The organism is Sphingomonas mollis (genome assembly GCF_016427505.1).
GTDB classification, from domain to species: domain Bacteria; phylum Pseudomonadota; class Alphaproteobacteria; order Sphingomonadales; family Sphingomonadaceae; genus Sphingomonas; species Sphingomonas mollis.
Map to the genome: position 1 here is coordinate 223,807 of NZ_JAELXS010000001.1, position 15,051 is coordinate 238,857.

15 protein-coding genes and 1 tRNA gene are annotated in these 15,051 nt (G+C 66.9%); 6 read left to right on the top strand and 10 right to left on the bottom strand.

Going from position 1 to position 15,051, the window contains the following annotated elements; genetic code table 11:
- Window positions 1–71 precede the first annotated feature (71 nt).
- From JAO74_RS01040 to trmB, 4 genes are all read right to left on the bottom strand, one after another.
- Window positions 72–1,319: an MBL fold metallo-hydrolase gene (locus tag JAO74_RS01040; RefSeq protein WP_416194275.1), complete on the bottom strand. Its 1,248-nt coding sequence runs from the start codon at window positions 1,317–1,319 to the stop codon at window positions 72–74.
- A gap of 104 nt (window positions 1,320–1,423) precedes the next feature.
- Entirely contained in the window at window positions 1,424–1,882 is a 459-nt protein-coding gene (locus JAO74_RS01045; protein WP_233150535.1) for a DUF2721 domain-containing protein, read from the bottom strand.
- Between the two features lie 92 nt (window positions 1,883–1,974).
- Window positions 1,975–2,415, bottom strand: coding sequence for a DMT family transporter (locus JAO74_RS01050; protein WP_199034156.1), 441 nt, complete (start codon window positions 2,413–2,415; stop codon window positions 1,975–1,977).
- A 35-nt stretch (window positions 2,416–2,450) separates the two neighbouring features.
- A complete protein-coding gene (gene trmB, locus JAO74_RS01055; RefSeq protein WP_199034158.1) occupies window positions 2,451–3,131 on the bottom strand; it encodes a tRNA (guanosine(46)-N7)-methyltransferase TrmB in 681 nt (226 codons plus the stop codon).
- Window positions 3,132–3,195: 64 nt separating this feature from the next.
- Here trmB and JAO74_RS01060 point away from each other — a divergent pair, with 64 nt between their 5' ends.
- Window positions 3,196–4,029, top strand: coding sequence for a formate/nitrite transporter family protein (locus JAO74_RS01060; protein WP_199034160.1), 834 nt, complete (start codon window positions 3,196–3,198; stop codon window positions 4,027–4,029).
- Window positions 4,022–4,639: a phosphatase PAP2 family protein gene (locus JAO74_RS01065; protein WP_199034165.1), complete on the top strand. Its 618-nt coding sequence runs from the start codon at window positions 4,022–4,024 to the stop codon at window positions 4,637–4,639. The genes JAO74_RS01060 and JAO74_RS01065 overlap by 8 nt, the downstream gene beginning before the upstream one ends.
- A gap of 131 nt (window positions 4,640–4,770) precedes the next feature.
- Here the strand turns inward: JAO74_RS01065 and metK are convergent, their stop codons facing one another.
- Together metK and lnt are read right to left on the bottom strand one after the other, a co-directional pair.
- Complete coding sequence (gene metK / locus JAO74_RS01070) at window positions 4,771–5,976, bottom strand: methionine adenosyltransferase (protein ID WP_199034166.1); 1,206 nt, start codon at window positions 5,974–5,976, stop codon at window positions 4,771–4,773.
- 40 nt (window positions 5,977–6,016) lie between these two features.
- The gene (gene lnt / locus JAO74_RS01075) at window positions 6,017–7,567 is read right to left on the bottom strand and encodes an apolipoprotein N-acyltransferase (protein ID WP_199034167.1); all 1,551 of its coding nucleotides are present in this window, start codon (window positions 7,565–7,567) and stop codon (window positions 6,017–6,019) included.
- A gap of 155 nt (window positions 7,568–7,722) precedes the next feature.
- On the opposite strand from lnt, the gene JAO74_RS01080 reads away from it, so the two are divergent.
- On the top strand, window positions 7,723–8,775 hold the full coding sequence (locus JAO74_RS01080; RefSeq protein ID WP_199034168.1) for an NAD(P)-dependent alcohol dehydrogenase: 1,053 nt from the start codon (window positions 7,723–7,725) through the stop codon (window positions 8,773–8,775).
- 23 nt (window positions 8,776–8,798) lie between these two features.
- Here JAO74_RS01080 and JAO74_RS01085 read toward each other — a convergent pair whose 3' ends face one another.
- Window positions 8,799–9,197 (bottom strand): hypothetical protein, encoded by a 399-nt coding sequence (locus tag JAO74_RS01085; RefSeq protein WP_199034170.1) that lies wholly within the window; start codon window positions 9,195–9,197, stop codon window positions 8,799–8,801.
- Window positions 9,198–9,304: 107 nt separating this feature from the next.
- On the opposite strand from JAO74_RS01085, the gene JAO74_RS01090 reads away from it, so the two are divergent.
- Together JAO74_RS01090 and JAO74_RS01095 are read left to right on the top strand one after the other, a co-directional pair.
- On the top strand, window positions 9,305–9,727 hold the full coding sequence (locus tag JAO74_RS01090) for a VOC family protein (RefSeq protein ID WP_199034172.1): 423 nt from the start codon (window positions 9,305–9,307) through the stop codon (window positions 9,725–9,727).
- Window positions 9,728–9,729: 2 nt separating this feature from the next.
- The gene (locus JAO74_RS01095; protein ID WP_199034174.1) at window positions 9,730–10,032 is read left to right on the top strand and encodes a polyhydroxyalkanoic acid system family protein; all 303 of its coding nucleotides are present in this window, start codon (window positions 9,730–9,732) and stop codon (window positions 10,030–10,032) included.
- 12 nt (window positions 10,033–10,044) lie between these two features.
- Here the strand turns inward: JAO74_RS01095 and JAO74_RS01100 are convergent, their stop codons facing one another.
- A complete protein-coding gene (locus JAO74_RS01100) occupies window positions 10,045–10,953 on the bottom strand; it encodes a peptidylprolyl isomerase (RefSeq protein WP_199034176.1) in 909 nt (302 codons plus the stop codon).
- Window positions 10,954–11,040: 87 nt separating this feature from the next.
- On the opposite strand from JAO74_RS01100, the gene JAO74_RS01105 reads away from it, so the two are divergent.
- A tRNA-Ser gene (locus JAO74_RS01105) sits at window positions 11,041–11,131 on the top strand.
- Between the two features lie 231 nt (window positions 11,132–11,362).
- Here the strand turns inward: JAO74_RS01105 and JAO74_RS01110 are convergent.
- A complete protein-coding gene (locus tag JAO74_RS01110; protein WP_199034178.1) occupies window positions 11,363–12,451 on the bottom strand; it encodes a YdcF family protein in 1,089 nt (362 codons plus the stop codon).
- Window positions 12,445–14,958, bottom strand: a complete 2,514-nt coding sequence (locus tag JAO74_RS01115; RefSeq protein ID WP_199035099.1) for a TonB-dependent receptor — start codon at window positions 14,956–14,958, stop codon at window positions 12,445–12,447. The genes JAO74_RS01110 and JAO74_RS01115 overlap by 7 nt, the downstream gene beginning before the upstream one ends.
- Between the last annotated feature and the right edge of the window lie 93 nt (window positions 14,959–15,051).

Here is a 15,051-nt window from a genome sequence, read left to right on the forward strand (position 1 = left end):
TGACGCCCTGGGTTGCTTCGCTGCGCTCGCAATGACGGATGGACGATGTGTCGGTCACCATCCGTATGGTGTCAGCGAAGCACCCTCACCGCAGGCGTATCCATGCACCGCACCATCACGGCGTCCGACGTCGTGGTCGCCACCGCCTCCGCACCAACCGGCGCGATCGCGGTCGGGCGCCCGATCGCGACCGGCGCGAAGCCGGTGCGGCCTGCGCAGGCCATTGCCGCCTTCAGCAATCCCGGTGGTGTCCGGTATCCTTCGTATGACAGGCGAAACGTGCCCCAGTGGATGGGGATGGCGGTGGCGGCGCGGAGGCGCTCGAACACCTGCACCGCTTGCGGCGGGCCGATATGGCTGCCGCTCGCCATCTGGCCGGTGACGAAGCGGAACGCGCCGATCGGGATCAGGGCGAGGCGGATTGGCCCCAGCGCGGCGGCTTCGACGGGCCAGCGGCCATCGCCCATGCCGGTGTCGCCGGCGAAGAACAGATTGCCGCCGGGCAGGGTCACAACGAAGCTTGACCATAGCGCGCGGTTACGGTCGGCGAACCAGCGGCTGCCCCAATGATGGTTGCGGGTGACATGGACGCGCACCGGCCGGCCCCAATAGGTGTTGGCGCCGACGCGGGGACGACCCGCCACCGTCACCGCCTGATCCCAGTCCGCCGCGACCGCCGGGATGCCGCGACTGCGCAGGATCGCATCGTTGCCCAGACTGGTGACGATCAGCGGCCGGTCGCGCGCCCACAGGCGTTTGAGGGTCGACAGGTCGAGATGGTCGTAATGATTATGGCTGAGCAGGATCAGGTCGACATGCGGCAGATCGGCGAAGGCGATGCCGGGGGCCGCCACGCGCTTCGGGCCGAAACCGAACGGGCCGCTATGATCGGCCCATACCGGATCGGTCAGGATGTTGAGGCCGGGCGTCTGCACCAGCACGCTGGCATGGCCGATCCATGTGGCGACCATCGGCGTGGCGGCGGCCTGCGCGGGCGTCGCGACGGTGAAGACCGGCGGGGCGGGCAGGGGCTGCAACAGTTCGGCAGGCTTCGCGGCATGGATCGGCACGGCGTCGGGCCAGACCGGACGACCGTCACGCCCCGTCATCGCGTTCCAGAAAAAACCGGCGCGGCTGCCGCCGGTCGGCGGGGCGGCAGTGTCGGTATCGCCGTCCGGATTGAAGAAGCGTTCGGTGTCGAAATGGCCGCTGGCAGGGCCGGTGTAATAGATGCGGTCGAGGAAATGCGGGACGATCGTCATCGCCATCCCCGCCGTCACGCCGAGGAACAGCAGCGCGACGGCAATGAGGCGAAAGATGGCGGCCAAAAGCGGTTTCCTGAACGAGGCGTAGGACGATCAACGCCGCTCTGTCGCGTCGGTTCAGTCGGGACATGAGATATGACCGGTCTTGGGGGGCGGCCTTATCGCTCGTCGAGATATTCCTTGCGGACATGGATCGCGCGCAGGGACAGCCGCACCTCGAACATGAACGAGATCAGCGAGGCGATCAGCATCACCATCGCCAGGATGAAGCAGATCGCGACCGCACTGGCGAAATGCAGCTTGGCCAGCGTGGCGACGAACAGCGCGGCGACGACGAGACTGGTCATGACCGCGCTGGACACCGCGAGGAACAGCGAGGCGTTGATGATCGAGATGCGGCGATCGAGCAGGCGCAGTTCCCAGACGTGCCGGTCATGCTCCGGCCCGGTCGAGCGTGGGTGAAGCTGTTCCAGCGCGCGGACCCGGTCGATGACCCGGCTGAGGCGGCCGGTCAGCACGTTCAGCAACTGACCGATCGCGGTCAGCATGAAGATCGGCGACAGCGCGAGCGTGATGGTCTGTGCGACGGTGGTTATGCCGGGAAGCGTCGGGATCATGCGATACCTGATAGGGAAGCGGGGGGGACAGGCTGGCACGGCGGGCGCGGACATACCAGAGGCGGGTTGGCGGGTAGCGGCTGGGGGCGCGATCAGCCGCGGCGGATGACGACGACGCCGATCAGCATCAGCGCGGCGCCGGCGAGCTTGGTGATGCTGACGGGATCGCTTTTCAGCCCGAACCACCCGAAATGATCGAGCGCCAGCGCGGCGGCGACCTGCGTCGCGATCGCCACGGTCAGCGTGGTCGCCAGCCCCAGACGCGGCGCGGCGAAGGCGACGGCGGCGACGAACACCGCGCCGTAGAAACCGCCCAGCCATGCCCAGCCGGGCACATCCTTCAACGTGCTGGGCGAGGTCCGGTCGAACGCCAGCCATAGCGAGAACAGGATTGCGGTGCCGCCCGCGAACGACATCAGCGACGCAAGCAGGATCGATCCCGATGTCCGGGCCAGCATCGCATTGGTCGGCGCCTGTACGGCGACGCCGATACCGGCCAGCAGCACGGCAATCAGGGGAAAGAGCGTGGACATGGGGCGGTTAACGCGCCGGAACCGATCGGGGACCGTCAGACGCGGCGATAGCGGAAATACCAGACTTCGTGCCCCTGCCGCCGGGCCTTGCGTTCGTAGCGGGTTTCCGGCCAGTCGTCGGGACGGGTCAGGAAATCCTTCGGGCCGGTCGCCAGCCATTCGAAATCGCGGCGCTGGTCCATCACCATCATCGCCCAGCGACAATAGGTCGGATCGTCGGTGCCGAGGCGGAATTCGCCGCCGGGCGCCAGCTTGGCGGCGATCGCGTCGAGCGGGCCGTGGTTCATCATCCGGCGCTTGGCGTGGCGCGCCTTGGGCCACGGATCGGGATGGAGCAGATAGACGCGCTCCAGCGAGGCGTCGGGCAACCGCTCGACCACCTCCAGCGCGTCGCCCATGTGCAGGCGGATATTGGCGAGATCGCCGTCGCGGATATGGTTGAGCGCGCCGACGACACCGTTCAGGAACGGTTCGCAACCGATGAAACCGGTGTTCGGGTGGGCGGCCGCCTGCCCGGCAAGATGCTCGCCGGCGCCGAAGCCGATTTCCAGTTGCAACGGACGGTCGGCGCCGAACAATGTGGCGGCATCGAGCGGGCCGGTGTCGGGGACGCTGATCGTCGGCAGCAGCTCCTCGACCAGCGCGGCCTGACCGGTGCGCAGCTTGTGGCCCTGGCGACGGCCATAGAGGCGACGGATAACGGCGGGATCGTTCATGGCGCGGCTCCTAGCCGGGCCGGCGCCGGGAGCAAAGCCGGGAGCGGCTCGTTACCCGATATGAATGACCGATCCCCACCCCGATAGCGCGCCGGATGCCGGTAACGACGATGTCGAGGACCTGAAGGCGGCCGACGCGACAGAGTTGCATCGTGCGGTGCGCGAGGCGGGCGAGGAGGAACTGGACCGGCCGTTTGCCGCCTTGTTTTGGTCGGCGTTGGCGGCCGGACTGGCGATCAACACATCCCTGATCATCGAGGCAGCGCTGCACCGCGACCTGCCCGATGTGCCGTGGCGCGGGCTGGTCGTGTCGCTGGGCTATCCGATCGGTTTCCTGATCGTGATCCTCGGGCGGATGCAGTTGTTCACCGAAAGCACGGTGACGGCGATGTTGCCGCTGGTGACGCGGCCGTCGTGGTGGGCGCTGCGCCGGACGGTGCGATTATGGGGAATCGTGCTGGGTGCCAATCTGGTCGGCACCGGCATCGCCGCCGGCCTGATCGCGGCGGGCGTGCTGGGGGACGACAGCCTGCGGGTGGCGGCGATCGAAATCTCCCTGCGCATCACCGAACTGGGGCCGTGGGCGACCTTCCTGAACGCGATCCCGGCCGGCTTTCTGATCGCGGTGCTGGCCTGGACGTTGCCCAATGCGCGCGATCAGGCGTTCTGGATCATCATGGCGATCACCTATGCGGTCGCGATCGCCGGGTTCAGCCATTCGGTGGTGGGATCAGACGAGGCGTTCCTGCTGGCGTTCAGCGGCCATGTCGGCTGGGCGGAGGCGCTGTTCGCGCTGATCGCGCCGGCGGTGGTGGGCAATCTGGTCGGCGGTGCGGGCTTGTTCGCGGTGCTGGCCCATGCGCAAGTGCGCAGCGATAAGGAAAATGACGATGGCTAAGCCGAAAAAGGCCGCGAAGCAGGCAGCGAAGGCGGCGAAGCGGGCCGATATCGAACAGACGCACCGTGCGACCACCCGTCCCGATGGCCCCGTCGCGCAGATCGCGGGCAAGGCGAGCGAACTGGCTGACCAGCCGCCGCTGATCGCGATTTCCGCCGCGACGATCCTGCTGGGCGCGGCGATGCGGCGGCCGGCGGTATTGCGCAGCGGGGTACGGATGCTGGCGAGCCATCTGCTGGCGACGGGCGTGAAATCGGTGCTGAAGGCCAGTATCGACCGCACCCGGCCGGCGCGGGCGGTGAAGGAAGGGCATCGGATCGAGCGGGGCAGCGGCGCCGGGGACACGTCGATGAACTCGTTTCCCTCCGGCCACACGGCGGGCGCGGTGGCGGTGGCGCAGGCGGTCGCGACCGAATCGACCGCGGCGGGATTACCGTTACAGGTTGCGGCGCTGGGTGTGGCGGCGATGCAGCCGGTGCGCGGGAAACATTATATGAGCGATGTGCTGGCCGGCGCGGCGATCGGATGGGTGGCCGAGCGGGTGGCCCATGCCGGGCTGCGCGTCGGCGAGGCGGGGCTGAAGGCCGGCATCGCGCGGTTTCGGGAATAGGAGTGGCGTTCGCAGGCAGCGTTGGCAATCCTGCCCACCCTCACCCTTCCGCGGCTTTGCCGCTCCCTCCCTCTCCCATCGGGAGAGGGAAAGACGCCGCAGGCGGCGCAGGGTGAGGGTGATTGCCGCGCTTATACGGCGACGGCGGCCTTCAGTTGGTCGACCAGATCGGTCTTTTCCCAGGTGAACAGGTCGCCCTCGGGATCGCGGCCGAAGTGACCATAGGCGGCGGTCTTGGAATAGATCGGCGCGTTCAGTTTCAGATGTTCGCGGATGCCCTTGGGCGTCAGGCGGACGAGCTGGGGCAGGATCGCTTCCAGCTTCGCCTCGTCCACCGTGCCGGTGCCATGGGTGTCGACATAGACGCTCAGCGGCTCGGCGATGCCGATCGCGTAGGACAGCTGGATCGTGACGCGGCGGGCGAGGCCGGCGGCGACGACGTTCTTGGCGAGATAGCGCGCGACATAGGCGGCCGAGCGATCGACCTTCGTCGGGTCCTTGCCGCTGAATGCGCCGCCGCCGTGCGGGGCGGCGCCGCCGTACGTGTCGACGATGATCTTGCGACCGGTGACGCCAGCGTCGCCGTCAGGGCCGCCGATCTCGAACAGGCCGGTCGGGTTGACGTAGATCTTGTCCTCGGCGGGCAGCCAGCCATCAGGCAGGATGTCGGCGAACACGCCCTTCACATAGTCGCGCAGTTTCGCCTGACCGGCGTCGTTGGACAGGTCGGCGGAATGCTGGGTCGACACGACGAGCGCGGTGGCGCGGACGGGGACTTCGTTCTCGTACTGGAGGGTCACCTGGCTCTTGGCGTCGGGCTCAAGGAACGGCGCCGCGCCGGAGTGGCGATCGGCGGCCATCCGCTCCAGAATCTTGTGGCTGTAATAGAGCGTGGCGGGCATCAGGCCGGGCGTCTCGTCGGTGGCGTAGCCGAACATGATGCCCTGATCGCCGGCACCCTCGTCCTTGTTGCCGCTCTCGTCGACGCCCATCGCGATGTGCGCGGACTGCGGGTGCAGGTTGTTCTCGAACCGGAAGGTCTGCCAGTGGAAGCCCGACTGTTCGTAGCCGATGCGCTTCACGGTCGCGCGGACGGTCGCCTCGATTTCGTCCTTCACGCCCTCGGCCCAGTTTCCGTCGGCGTCCATGATGCCCTTGCCCCGGATTTCACCGGCGAGGACGACGAGTTGCGTGGTCGTCAGCGTCTCGCAGGCGACGCGCGCCTCCGGGTCCTTGGACAGGAACAGGTCAACGATCGAGTCGCTGATCTGGTCGGCGACCTTGTCCGGGTGGCCTTCGGAAACGGATTCGGAGGTGAAGATGAAGGAAGAGCGCATCAGTGCCTCATAACGATATAAAGATAGCTTTATATGTTCTCTATCGACCGCGACGGCGGATGGCAACGCCGACCGCGAACAGACCGAGCGCAACGATCGCCGCCAGCGCATTGCCGATGCGCGCGAACAGGGTGGGGGCGAGGGCGGGCGGGATCGGCCGTTCGATCGCGCCGGCGGTTTCGTGCGGCACGATGGCGATCAGGCGGCCATCGGCGGCGATGATCGCGGAAATGCCGGTGGGGGTCGAACGGATGATCGGCAGCCCTTCCTCGATCGCCCGCATCCGTGCCTGCGCCAGATGCTGCGGCGGTCCCCAGCGGCCGAACCACGCGTCGTTCGACGGGTTGAACAGCACGCGCGGCCGGTGCGCGCGGTCGACGACCTCGCCCGAGAAGACGATCTCGTAGCAGACCTGAATGCCGATCGGGCCGAAGCCGCGCCATTCGATCGCGCGCGGGCCGGGGCCGGGGGTGAAATCGATATCGCCGGGGACGAGCCGGGCCATGCCCAGCGGCCTGAGCAGCGCCGGCAGCGGCAGATACTCGCCGAAGGGGACGAGGTGTGCCTTGTCGTACCGCGCGACGATGCGGCGGTCGGCGGTCATCGCCAGCACCGAATTGCCCGCCCCCGCGATCCCGTCATTGGCGTCGAAGGCCAGCGTGATCGCGTTGGTCATCAGCAGATCGCGGGGGCCGAGGGTGCGGGCGATCCGCGCCCGCGTGTCCCCGGGCCAGCGTCCGGCATAGACGTACGACGGATAGCCGTCCTCCAGCAGGTCGTGCACCAGTCCCTCCGGCCAGACGACCAGCCGGGGAATGGCACCGGGGGTGCCCGACAGCCGGATCAGTCTGGCGAGGGCGAGTTCGCCGCCGGCCTCGCCGCGTTCCTCGTTGCCGATGTTTGGCTGTACGACGCGGACCAGCGGGGTGCCGGGCGCCGCATCGGGTGCGTTCGTCCACAACGCCGACAGCGCGGCGAGGCCGGTGACGCCGCCCGCCAGTGCCGGCAAGGTCCAGCGCCGCCGCGCCAGATGCAGCAGGGCGCCCGCCGCGACGATCGTCAACCCCGACAGCGCATAGGTGCCGACCCATGCCGACAGTCGCGCGACACCGATCGCGGGCAACCAGATGACGCCGAGCGGGTCCCACGCATAACCGGTGAACAGCACCGCGCGCAGATACTCGGTCGCGATCCACGCCGTGGCGAAAAACATTACATAGGCCGTATCAGGCGCCCGCCCGCGCAGGCGCCATGCGATGCCCGCCGCGACCATCGGATACACCGCCAGATACAGCGCCAGCGCGACCGCCGCGAAATAGCCGAGCACCGGCGGCATCGCGTCCTGAAAGTCGAACGCGTGCTGGAACCAGTTGTTGTTGACGGTGAAATGCCCCAGCCCGAACAGCCAGCCGCGCGACAGGGCGGTGCGGAACGTCGGCGCGGCATGGATCAGCGCCATCCAGGCCGCGAAACAGATCAGGGTCAGCGGCCACAGGTCCAGCGGCGCAAAGCCACAGGCGGCCAGCGCGCCGAGCAGGATGCACGACAGGGCCGGGCCTAGGGCGGGGCCGGGGGCGGGATAGCGGTTCATTGCCGCGCTATGGGTCGGGGCGTCCGTCGCCGCAATCCTTCCGATCATGTGGGCGATTGCGCGAGAGGGTGGGGATATCTTCGTGCCGCCGATCATTATGTCGTCATGCCGCGTCGTCCGCGGTCCCCCATCATATCCGACACGAGGAATCTTCCATGGCGACCAAAGCCTATGGCGCGCACGCCGCCGACCGTCCGCTCGAAGCGATCGAGATCGAACCGCGCGCACCCGGTGCGACCGACGTGCAGATCGACATCGCCTATTGCGGCGTCTGCCATTCCGACCTGCATCAGGTCCGCGCCGAATGGGAAGGTACGCTGTACCCTTGCGTACCGGGGCATGAGATCGTCGGCCATGTCACCGCGGTCGGCGACGGCGTGTCGGGCTTCAAGGTCGGCGATACGGTCGGCGTCGGCTGTCTGGTCGACAGCTGCCAGCATTGCGGATCGTGCGACGAGGGGCTGGAGCAATATTGCGAGAACGGCTTCACGCTGACGTACAACTCGCCGACCGAAGACAAGCCGGGCCACACGCTGGGCGGCTATGCGGAGCGGATCGTCGTCGACGAGAAATTCGTGCTGCGGATCAGCCACCCCGCCGAACAGCTCGCCGCCGTCGCGCCGCTGCTGTGCGCGGGCATCACCACCTATTCGCCGCTGAAGCATTGGGGCGCGGGTCCGGGCAAGAAGGTCGGCATCGTCGGTATCGGCGGCCTTGGCCATATGGGCGTGAAGATCGCCCATGCGCTGGGCGCGCATGTCGTCGCCTTCACGACGTCGGAATCGAAGCGTCAGGACGCGCTCGATCTGGGCGCGGACGAGGTCGTGGTGTCGCGCAACGAGGACGAGATGGCGGCGCACGCCAACAGCTTCGACATGATCCTGGATACGGTGGCGGCCAGCCATCTGCTCGACGCGTTCACCGCGCTGTTGAAGCGGGACGGCACGCTGGTGCTGGTCGGCGTGCCGGATCAGCCGCATCCGTCGCCCAATGTCGGCGCGCTGATCTTCCAGCGTCGTCAGATCGCCGGCTCGCTGATCGGCGGCATCGCCGAAACGCAGGAGATGCTCGATTTCTGCGCGGCCAACGACATCGTCTCGACCATCGAGATGATCCCGATCCAGAAGATCGACGAGGCCTATAACCGGATGCAGAAGAGCGACGTAAAGTATCGCTTCGTCATCGATACGGCGTCGCTGGCGGCGTGATCCAGACGGACGGGGCCGGTGCGTTACCGGCTCCCGTTCTTCCTGTCGAAAGCGCGGGTGCGGGTGATGACGACATTGTCGCGCACCACCTGCATCCGGCCATCGAGTTCGCGACGCTCGGCATCGGACAGACCGTTTTCGGCATACATGCCGGCCAGCAGGCCGACCGACGCGGTTTCCCGGCGAAGGCCGCGTGCTTCACGTCTGGACAGCGCACCGCTGTCACGGGCCTTGTCGACCCGTTGACGGACGTCCGCGACCTCGTCGTTGATCGTCGGACCGGCCGGGCGCTCCACCGGCAATCGCGGGGACGACCAGCTATCTGGCGGCAGGCGATCGCCCGGCAGGCTACGCTGTTTGAATTGAGCCTGCGCGCCGACCGACAGCGACAACAGAACGAACCCCATGGCCAGCCAGCGCATCACATCCTCCCGACATTGCGATGGCATAATGTCATGCCCTGTCGATGAACGGCGGCTGAGTGGCTGCGGCCTTTCGCGACCGTGGTGCATTGGCTAGAACCCGCATCATGACCCTGCGCCCCTTCCATCTCGCCTTTCCCGTCCACGATCTTGCCGCCGCGCGCGCCTTTTACGGCGATGTGCTGGGTTGCGCGGAGGGGCGATCGAGCGACCAGTGGATCGATTTCGATCTGGGCGGGCATCAGATCGTCGCGCATCTCGATCCGGCGGCGAAACCCGTCGTGGTGGAGAATGGCGTCGACGGCCATCACGTGCCGGTGCCGCATTTCGGCGTCGTACTGACCATGCCCGACTGGGAGACGATGGCCGACCGCGTTCGCGCGGCGGGCATCCCGTTCGGTATCGAACCCCATGTCCGCTTCAAGGGGCAGACGGGCGAGCAGGCGACGATGTTCTTTTACGACCCCAGCGGCAACGCGCTGGAGTTCAAGGCGTTCGCCGACGACGCTTCCCTCTTCGCCAAGGATTGACCATGGGCCAGCCGATCTCACTCGATATTCCGCATAGCCTGGGCAAGGCGGGTGTCCGCCAGCGGCTGGACGGCGGCATCACCCGGATTACCGAGAAGATCCCCGGCGGCGGCCATGTCGATCATCGCTGGGAGGGGGATACGATGCACTTCACCGTCTCGGCGATGGGCCAGACGATCGCGTCGAGCGCGACGGTGTTCGAGGACAAGGTGCATGCCGTCGTCGATCTGCCCGGTTTCCTCGGCCTGTTCGCGGGCAAGGTCCGCGACGTGATCGCGCGGGAAGCGCCGAAGCTGCTGAAGTAACCGGCGCCCGCCTCAGCCCGCCGGTGCGCGGCGTATCGGGGGCAGGGCGTTGCAGATATCCGCCCCGCCCGCCGGCACCACGAAGAATGGCGGCGCGCGGTTCTCGCGTGAAGCGATCCAGGCGGTGAAGCGTGGATTGTCGGTACGGCGATACTGGAACCGGGGACGCTCGGCCGCCGGGATCTCGCTCGCCAGCCGGACCGCCGTGATCGCCACCTGCTCGCCCGGCGTCTTGTAGAAACCCAGATCGCCGGTGCCGCGCGGCAGAGCCGACAATCGCTCGATCCCGTCGATCACCCGGCCGACGATCGCGACATTGCGGTCGAGCGCGCGGGGACCATGGCCGATCGCGGCATACAGGTCGCCGCCGCTGCCCGTGCTGGGCGCCAGATCGCGGGCGACGCCGACCATGCCATAACAATGCGGCACCCACTCGGCGGTCGCATTGCCCGCCAGCGGCCACCCGTCGCGGCTGTACCCAGCCCATGGTGCATACGGGTCCGGCTTCGTCAGCTTCGCCACCGCGGTGGTGCCGGCATGATCGTACTCGGCGGGCGGGTTGGCGACGATGCCGGGCGGCAAGGGCTTCTTCTCGGTCGCATCACCCCATTGCCCCACGTAATTGTCCTGCACCCGGTACACGCTGGCGCCGGCATCCCACCACCGCGCCGCGGCCAGCCGGCGGATATTGTCGACATGCACCGGCGCATAGGCCGGCGCCAGCCGCACCGCCACGGTGCCGCCACCCGCCAGCGTGACCACCATCACCTCGTCATCGGGGATCGCGACCCAGTCCTCGGGCAGGGGGGCGGACGGCAGGGCGGCGGGGGCCGCAGCCGGGGCGGGAACGGGCGTGGTGACAGGGGCGGCGGGTGCAGGGGCAGCCTGAACCAGGCCGGCGAGGACGAGCGCGATCATCATGCCATCAACGTGCCCGAGCGATCGTCTGCACGCAATGTCTTGCGCCGCCGCCCACTCCCGCCTAGTGCCGCCCCTTCCAGAGCATGCGGAGCGGTGGCCGAGTGGTCGAAGGCGCTCGCCTGGAAAGTGAGTATACGCCAAAAGCGTATCGAGGGTTCGAATCCCTCCCGCTCCGCCATTTCGTCTCAAAGGCAAATTGTCCTTGAGAATCGACGCCGGAAACGGCGCTGTTCCAGGCGTTTTGATAGATTCAGAGGTCTATTGATGGATTCTCCGTCGCCTTTGGGCGCGGTATGAAACCAGATGCCGCGCGCTATCGATGCTGCGCGGATCGCCTGATTGTCCGCGCGTGCCTCAGGTCGTTTCGGTTTTCCGATCGTGACCAGTACCCCAACGCTATGGGCCAGGGTCAGGGGTCGAGCGGGTCGATGGGGTCCACGCGCCGTGAGGCGGCGTCGGGGCGGAAAGTGATGGCATTCGGCGCAGGTCGCGAGCCGATCCGGCCCGGTTGATAGCCGAGTTCGCGCTGATTGCGCGCCGTGAATGCCGGACTGGCGATCGCGTCGATATGCGCGGTGTTGCTGACGACGAGCGTGTCGCGATCCAGCGGCGCGCCGAGTACGATCAGCTGACGGGTCGCGTTGCGCAGGTTGGTGGTGGTGTGCCGCGCATAGGGTTCGACGATGATCGCGTCGGCCGGAATGCCGAACCGGTCGATCAGCGCGCGGCGCATCTCCACCGCCTCGACATGCGGCGTGTCACGCGGGTGGACCGCGCTGCCGCTGACGATAATGAAAGGCGCCAGCCCCTGGTCGAACGCGTCCGCGGCCAGCCGGACGTTGGCCTTTCCACGCGCACTGAGCGGCGTTGCGATGTCTTCTGGCCCGACGCCCAATGCGATGATCGCGCTGTAGCGGAAGCGCGACCAGTCCATTCCCCGAGCCTTCGCTATCGCGCCGGCATTGTATCGCTGGCCGAGCGGCTCGAATGCGATCGCCGCGTCCTTGCCGTTCGCGTCGAGCAGGGCGAGAGCCAGCGAAAGGCTGGGATCGCCAGTGACCGCGGGATCGTTGCGCTGCATGGTCGCCAGCATCACGGCATCAGCAACTTTCGCCGCGAAGCCGGCGCTGCCGAACGCCTCGTCGGAACCGTCGATCAGGGGGTAGCGCGGCAGCTTGCCGACGCCATAGACGCGCAGCACTTCGTTCAGGCCGTCGACCTCACGCCGTACGTCGTCCGCAGCGGCGCCGGCGTCGCGGGCCAGCGCCTCGCGCTCGTCGTCGCGCCAGATCGCGGCCTCGACCAGGCAGGGCGCGGCGGCAGCGCAGTCGGCAATACGCCGTTGCCTTACCGCGCCCGCCAGCGTGCGTCCGCGCAGCGACGGGAACAGCCGGCCTGCCATGGCAGCGAGATGGGCGTCGCGAACGGGCGCTGCCGCCGCCGGGATCGCGGCGAGCAACGCCGCGGCCGTTAATGCCGCGGCGCCGCGTCTCACCATGACTTGCTGACGATGAAGCGCACGCTGCGGCCGAAGATCGGGCGGCCATAGATCGCGTCGCGCGAGGTCTGTCCGTCAAGCTGGTCGGTGCGGGGATTTCCCTCGGTCAGGCCCTTGTTGTTGAAAATGTTGTCACCGACGACCTGGAACTGAAAGCCATTGGACGTCAGCGTCCCACCCAGACCGAAGGTGTTGTAGGATGGCAGCCGCGTGTTGTTGAACAGATCGACGAAACGGCGGCCGACATATTCATAGCGACCATAGATTTCGACCTGGCTGCTGCCGGCTTCGAACGAAAACGTGGGACGCACGTTGCCGAATACCTTGGGCTCGCGGATGATCTGGTTACCGTTGACGGCCGAGGGATCGGCACCGGCCGTATTCTCCAGATTCTTGTACTTCGGGTCCTGATAGGTGAACGATCCCGACAGGAAGAACCAGGGCACCGGCACCAGTGCACCGTCGACCTCGATACCCTTGACCTCGGCCTGACCGATGAACGGCACCGCCTGATCGTTGCGGCCGGTGGTGGGGTTGAACGCGACGAACGATGCGTTGAACGGATCGAACTTGGTGTAGAAGCCGGTGAGGTACAGGTAGTTGCGGCCGAACGATGTCTTCAAGCCGGCTTCGTACTGATCGGCCTTCGTCTTCACCAATACCGGGTTGATGCCATAATAGCTGCTCGACTGCGGCGGCACCTCCAGATGCGAGGCGCGGGCGTAACCACCGAAATGGTCGCTGACGTCGTAATTGACGCCGATCGTCCAGTTCGTGGCGGTCGGGCTGTCCTTGCGTGACTGGCGGGCACCGTCGAAGCTGCGGACGCTGTTGTCGGCCAGCGTGGTGGCATCGCCCAGATTGACCGAGGTCGAGGTCAGGCCATAGCCGTCGATGTGATACCATTCGTGCCGGATGCCGCCATCGAGACGCAGGCCGCGCGTAATCTCCCACGTATCGTTCCCGTAAAGCGCATAGACTGTGGAATCGACCTCGCCCTGATTGAGCGTGGTGCCGTAGCGCAGCACGCCGCGATCGGTAACCGAACCCAGAACCGCCCCGGTGGCTGAATAGGCAACCAGATCGAGCGTCCGCGGCTGGCCGCGCACTTCCATCAGATAGTCCTGATAGACCGCCTTGTTGGTAAGGCCATAGGCCGATCCGTAGCCACCGATCCGCAGGTCGTGCGTACCGATGCCGGTGTCGAACTTGCGCGTGACGCTGACATCGCCCTGCCCCGAATAGAAGCTGGAGCCGACACCGCGATACTGACCCTGCACGACCAGCCCCGATGCCGCATAGGGATCATAGGCCGTGGCGCCGTTCGTGCCCGACAGCGCATAGCCCAGCCGCGCTACCGGTGTCGCGGCAGTCCCGAAGGCGGTATTGGCGGCCGAGCGGAAACTGGCGGCGAACGTGTTGGCGTCGACCGGGTTGGACGTCGAGTAGAGGGCGTCGAAATTCAGGCGCCCTTTGGTGAACCCGGCGCGCACGGCCAACTGCCATCCGCCGAGATCACCGTCATATTGAAGACCGATATTGCCATATTCCATGTGTCGGCCATCGGCGAGATCGCGCGTCTGGCTCTGCGTCACGCCGGCAGCATCGCGGTATTTGAGCGTCACGCCACGGAACGCGGGCGAATTCAGCGTACCACTGAAGAAATCGATGAACGGGTTGAGCGATACCGCGGGGTTGCGCGGATCGGCGACGGGAATGGGCAGATAGAAGCTGTTGTGATCGTTGAGGTAGTTGACGCTCAGTCGCACCGAGCCATTGTCCAGATCATGCTTGATGTTCGCCCGGATCTGGCCGCCGCGATCGTTCGGGAAGCCATTGTCGCGCTGGCCGCCATCCCGGCGCAGATAGCCGCCGACCGCATAATAGGTGCCCCCGCCAAGCGGGCCGGACTGCACCGCGTCGAGCCGGTAGAGATCGGTGGTGCCCGCCGTCACCTGCACCTTGCCGCGCGGCGTGTCGCCGCCCGTCACGGTGATGTTGTTGACGATCGCCGCTGCCTGGGATGCGAAGATAGGCGCGGGGCCGCCGCGCACCACCTCGACCCGCTCGGTCATCAGGTCGTAGCGGTTGAGGCTGTCGCCGCGGAAGAAATTGCCGTTGATGTCGTGGAACAGCGGCAGGCCGTCCTGCTGGAACACCGCATAACCGTCATCGGTCGGGATGCCGCGGATGCGGGTGACGTTCTGCACCTCGCCGCCGGTCGCCTCCACCTGGATACCCGGCAGCTTGCCCAGGAGATCGGCGAAGTTGAGCGGCGCCAGCCGCTTGATGTCGTCCTGCCCCAGCGAGTTCACCGCATAGGAGACGTCGAACCGCCGCTGCCGACGCGCCGAGCCGGTGACGATGATGTCCGATCCGGTGTCGTCTTCCGCCGTGTCGGTGCCGGCTGCCCGGGCGGTATCTGCATTCTGCGGCGTGCTCGGCGTGGCGACCGGTGTCGCGCTCTGCGCGGATGCCGCACCGGCGGGCAGCACGATGCCGAGCATGGCGAGACAGGTGCCGAGCAACAGCACGGACTTGGTAGAAGCGATCATTATTTCCCCCACGCATTCTTGTTGATGAGGCCCGTTGCGCGAGTT

Bases quoted from the DNA above. Each gene is read 5' to 3' on its own strand.
- JAO74_RS01045 (WP_233150535.1), bottom strand. From the start codon at position 1,882: ATGATCCCGACGCTTCCCGGCATAACCACCGTCGCACAGACCATCACG.
- JAO74_RS01050 (WP_199034156.1), bottom strand. From the start codon at position 2,415: ATGTCCACGCTCTTTCCCCTGATTGCCGTGCTGCTGGCCGGTATCGGC.
- trmB (WP_199034158.1), bottom strand. From the start codon at position 3,131: ATGAACGATCCCGCCGTTATCCGTCGCCTCTATGGCCGTCGCCAGGGC.
- JAO74_RS01060 (WP_199034160.1), top strand. From the start codon at position 3,196: ATGACCGATCCCCACCCCGATAGCGCGCCGGATGCCGGTAACGACGAT.
- JAO74_RS01065 (WP_199034165.1), top strand. From the start codon at position 4,022: ATGGCTAAGCCGAAAAAGGCCGCGAAGCAGGCAGCGAAGGCGGCGAAG.
- metK (WP_199034166.1), bottom strand. From the start codon at position 5,976: ATGCGCTCTTCCTTCATCTTCACCTCCGAATCCGTTTCCGAAGGCCAC.
- lnt (WP_199034167.1), bottom strand. From the start codon at position 7,567: ATGAACCGCTATCCCGCCCCCGGCCCCGCCCTAGGCCCGGCCCTGTCG.
- JAO74_RS01080 (WP_199034168.1), top strand. From the start codon at position 7,723: ATGGCGACCAAAGCCTATGGCGCGCACGCCGCCGACCGTCCGCTCGAA.
- JAO74_RS01085 (WP_199034170.1), bottom strand. From the start codon at position 9,197: ATGCGCTGGCTGGCCATGGGGTTCGTTCTGTTGTCGCTGTCGGTCGGC.
- JAO74_RS01090 (WP_199034172.1), top strand. From the start codon at position 9,305: ATGACCCTGCGCCCCTTCCATCTCGCCTTTCCCGTCCACGATCTTGCC.
- JAO74_RS01095 (WP_199034174.1), top strand. From the start codon at position 9,730: ATGGGCCAGCCGATCTCACTCGATATTCCGCATAGCCTGGGCAAGGCG.
- JAO74_RS01100 (WP_199034176.1), bottom strand. From the start codon at position 10,953: ATGATGATCGCGCTCGTCCTCGCCGGCCTGGTTCAGGCTGCCCCTGCA.
- JAO74_RS01110 (WP_199034178.1), bottom strand. From the start codon at position 12,451: ATGGTGAGACGCGGCGCCGCGGCATTAACGGCCGCGGCGTTGCTCGCC.
- JAO74_RS01115 (WP_199035099.1), bottom strand. From the start codon at position 14,958: ATGCTCGGCATCGTGCTGCCCGCCGGTGCGGCATCCGCGCAGAGCGCG.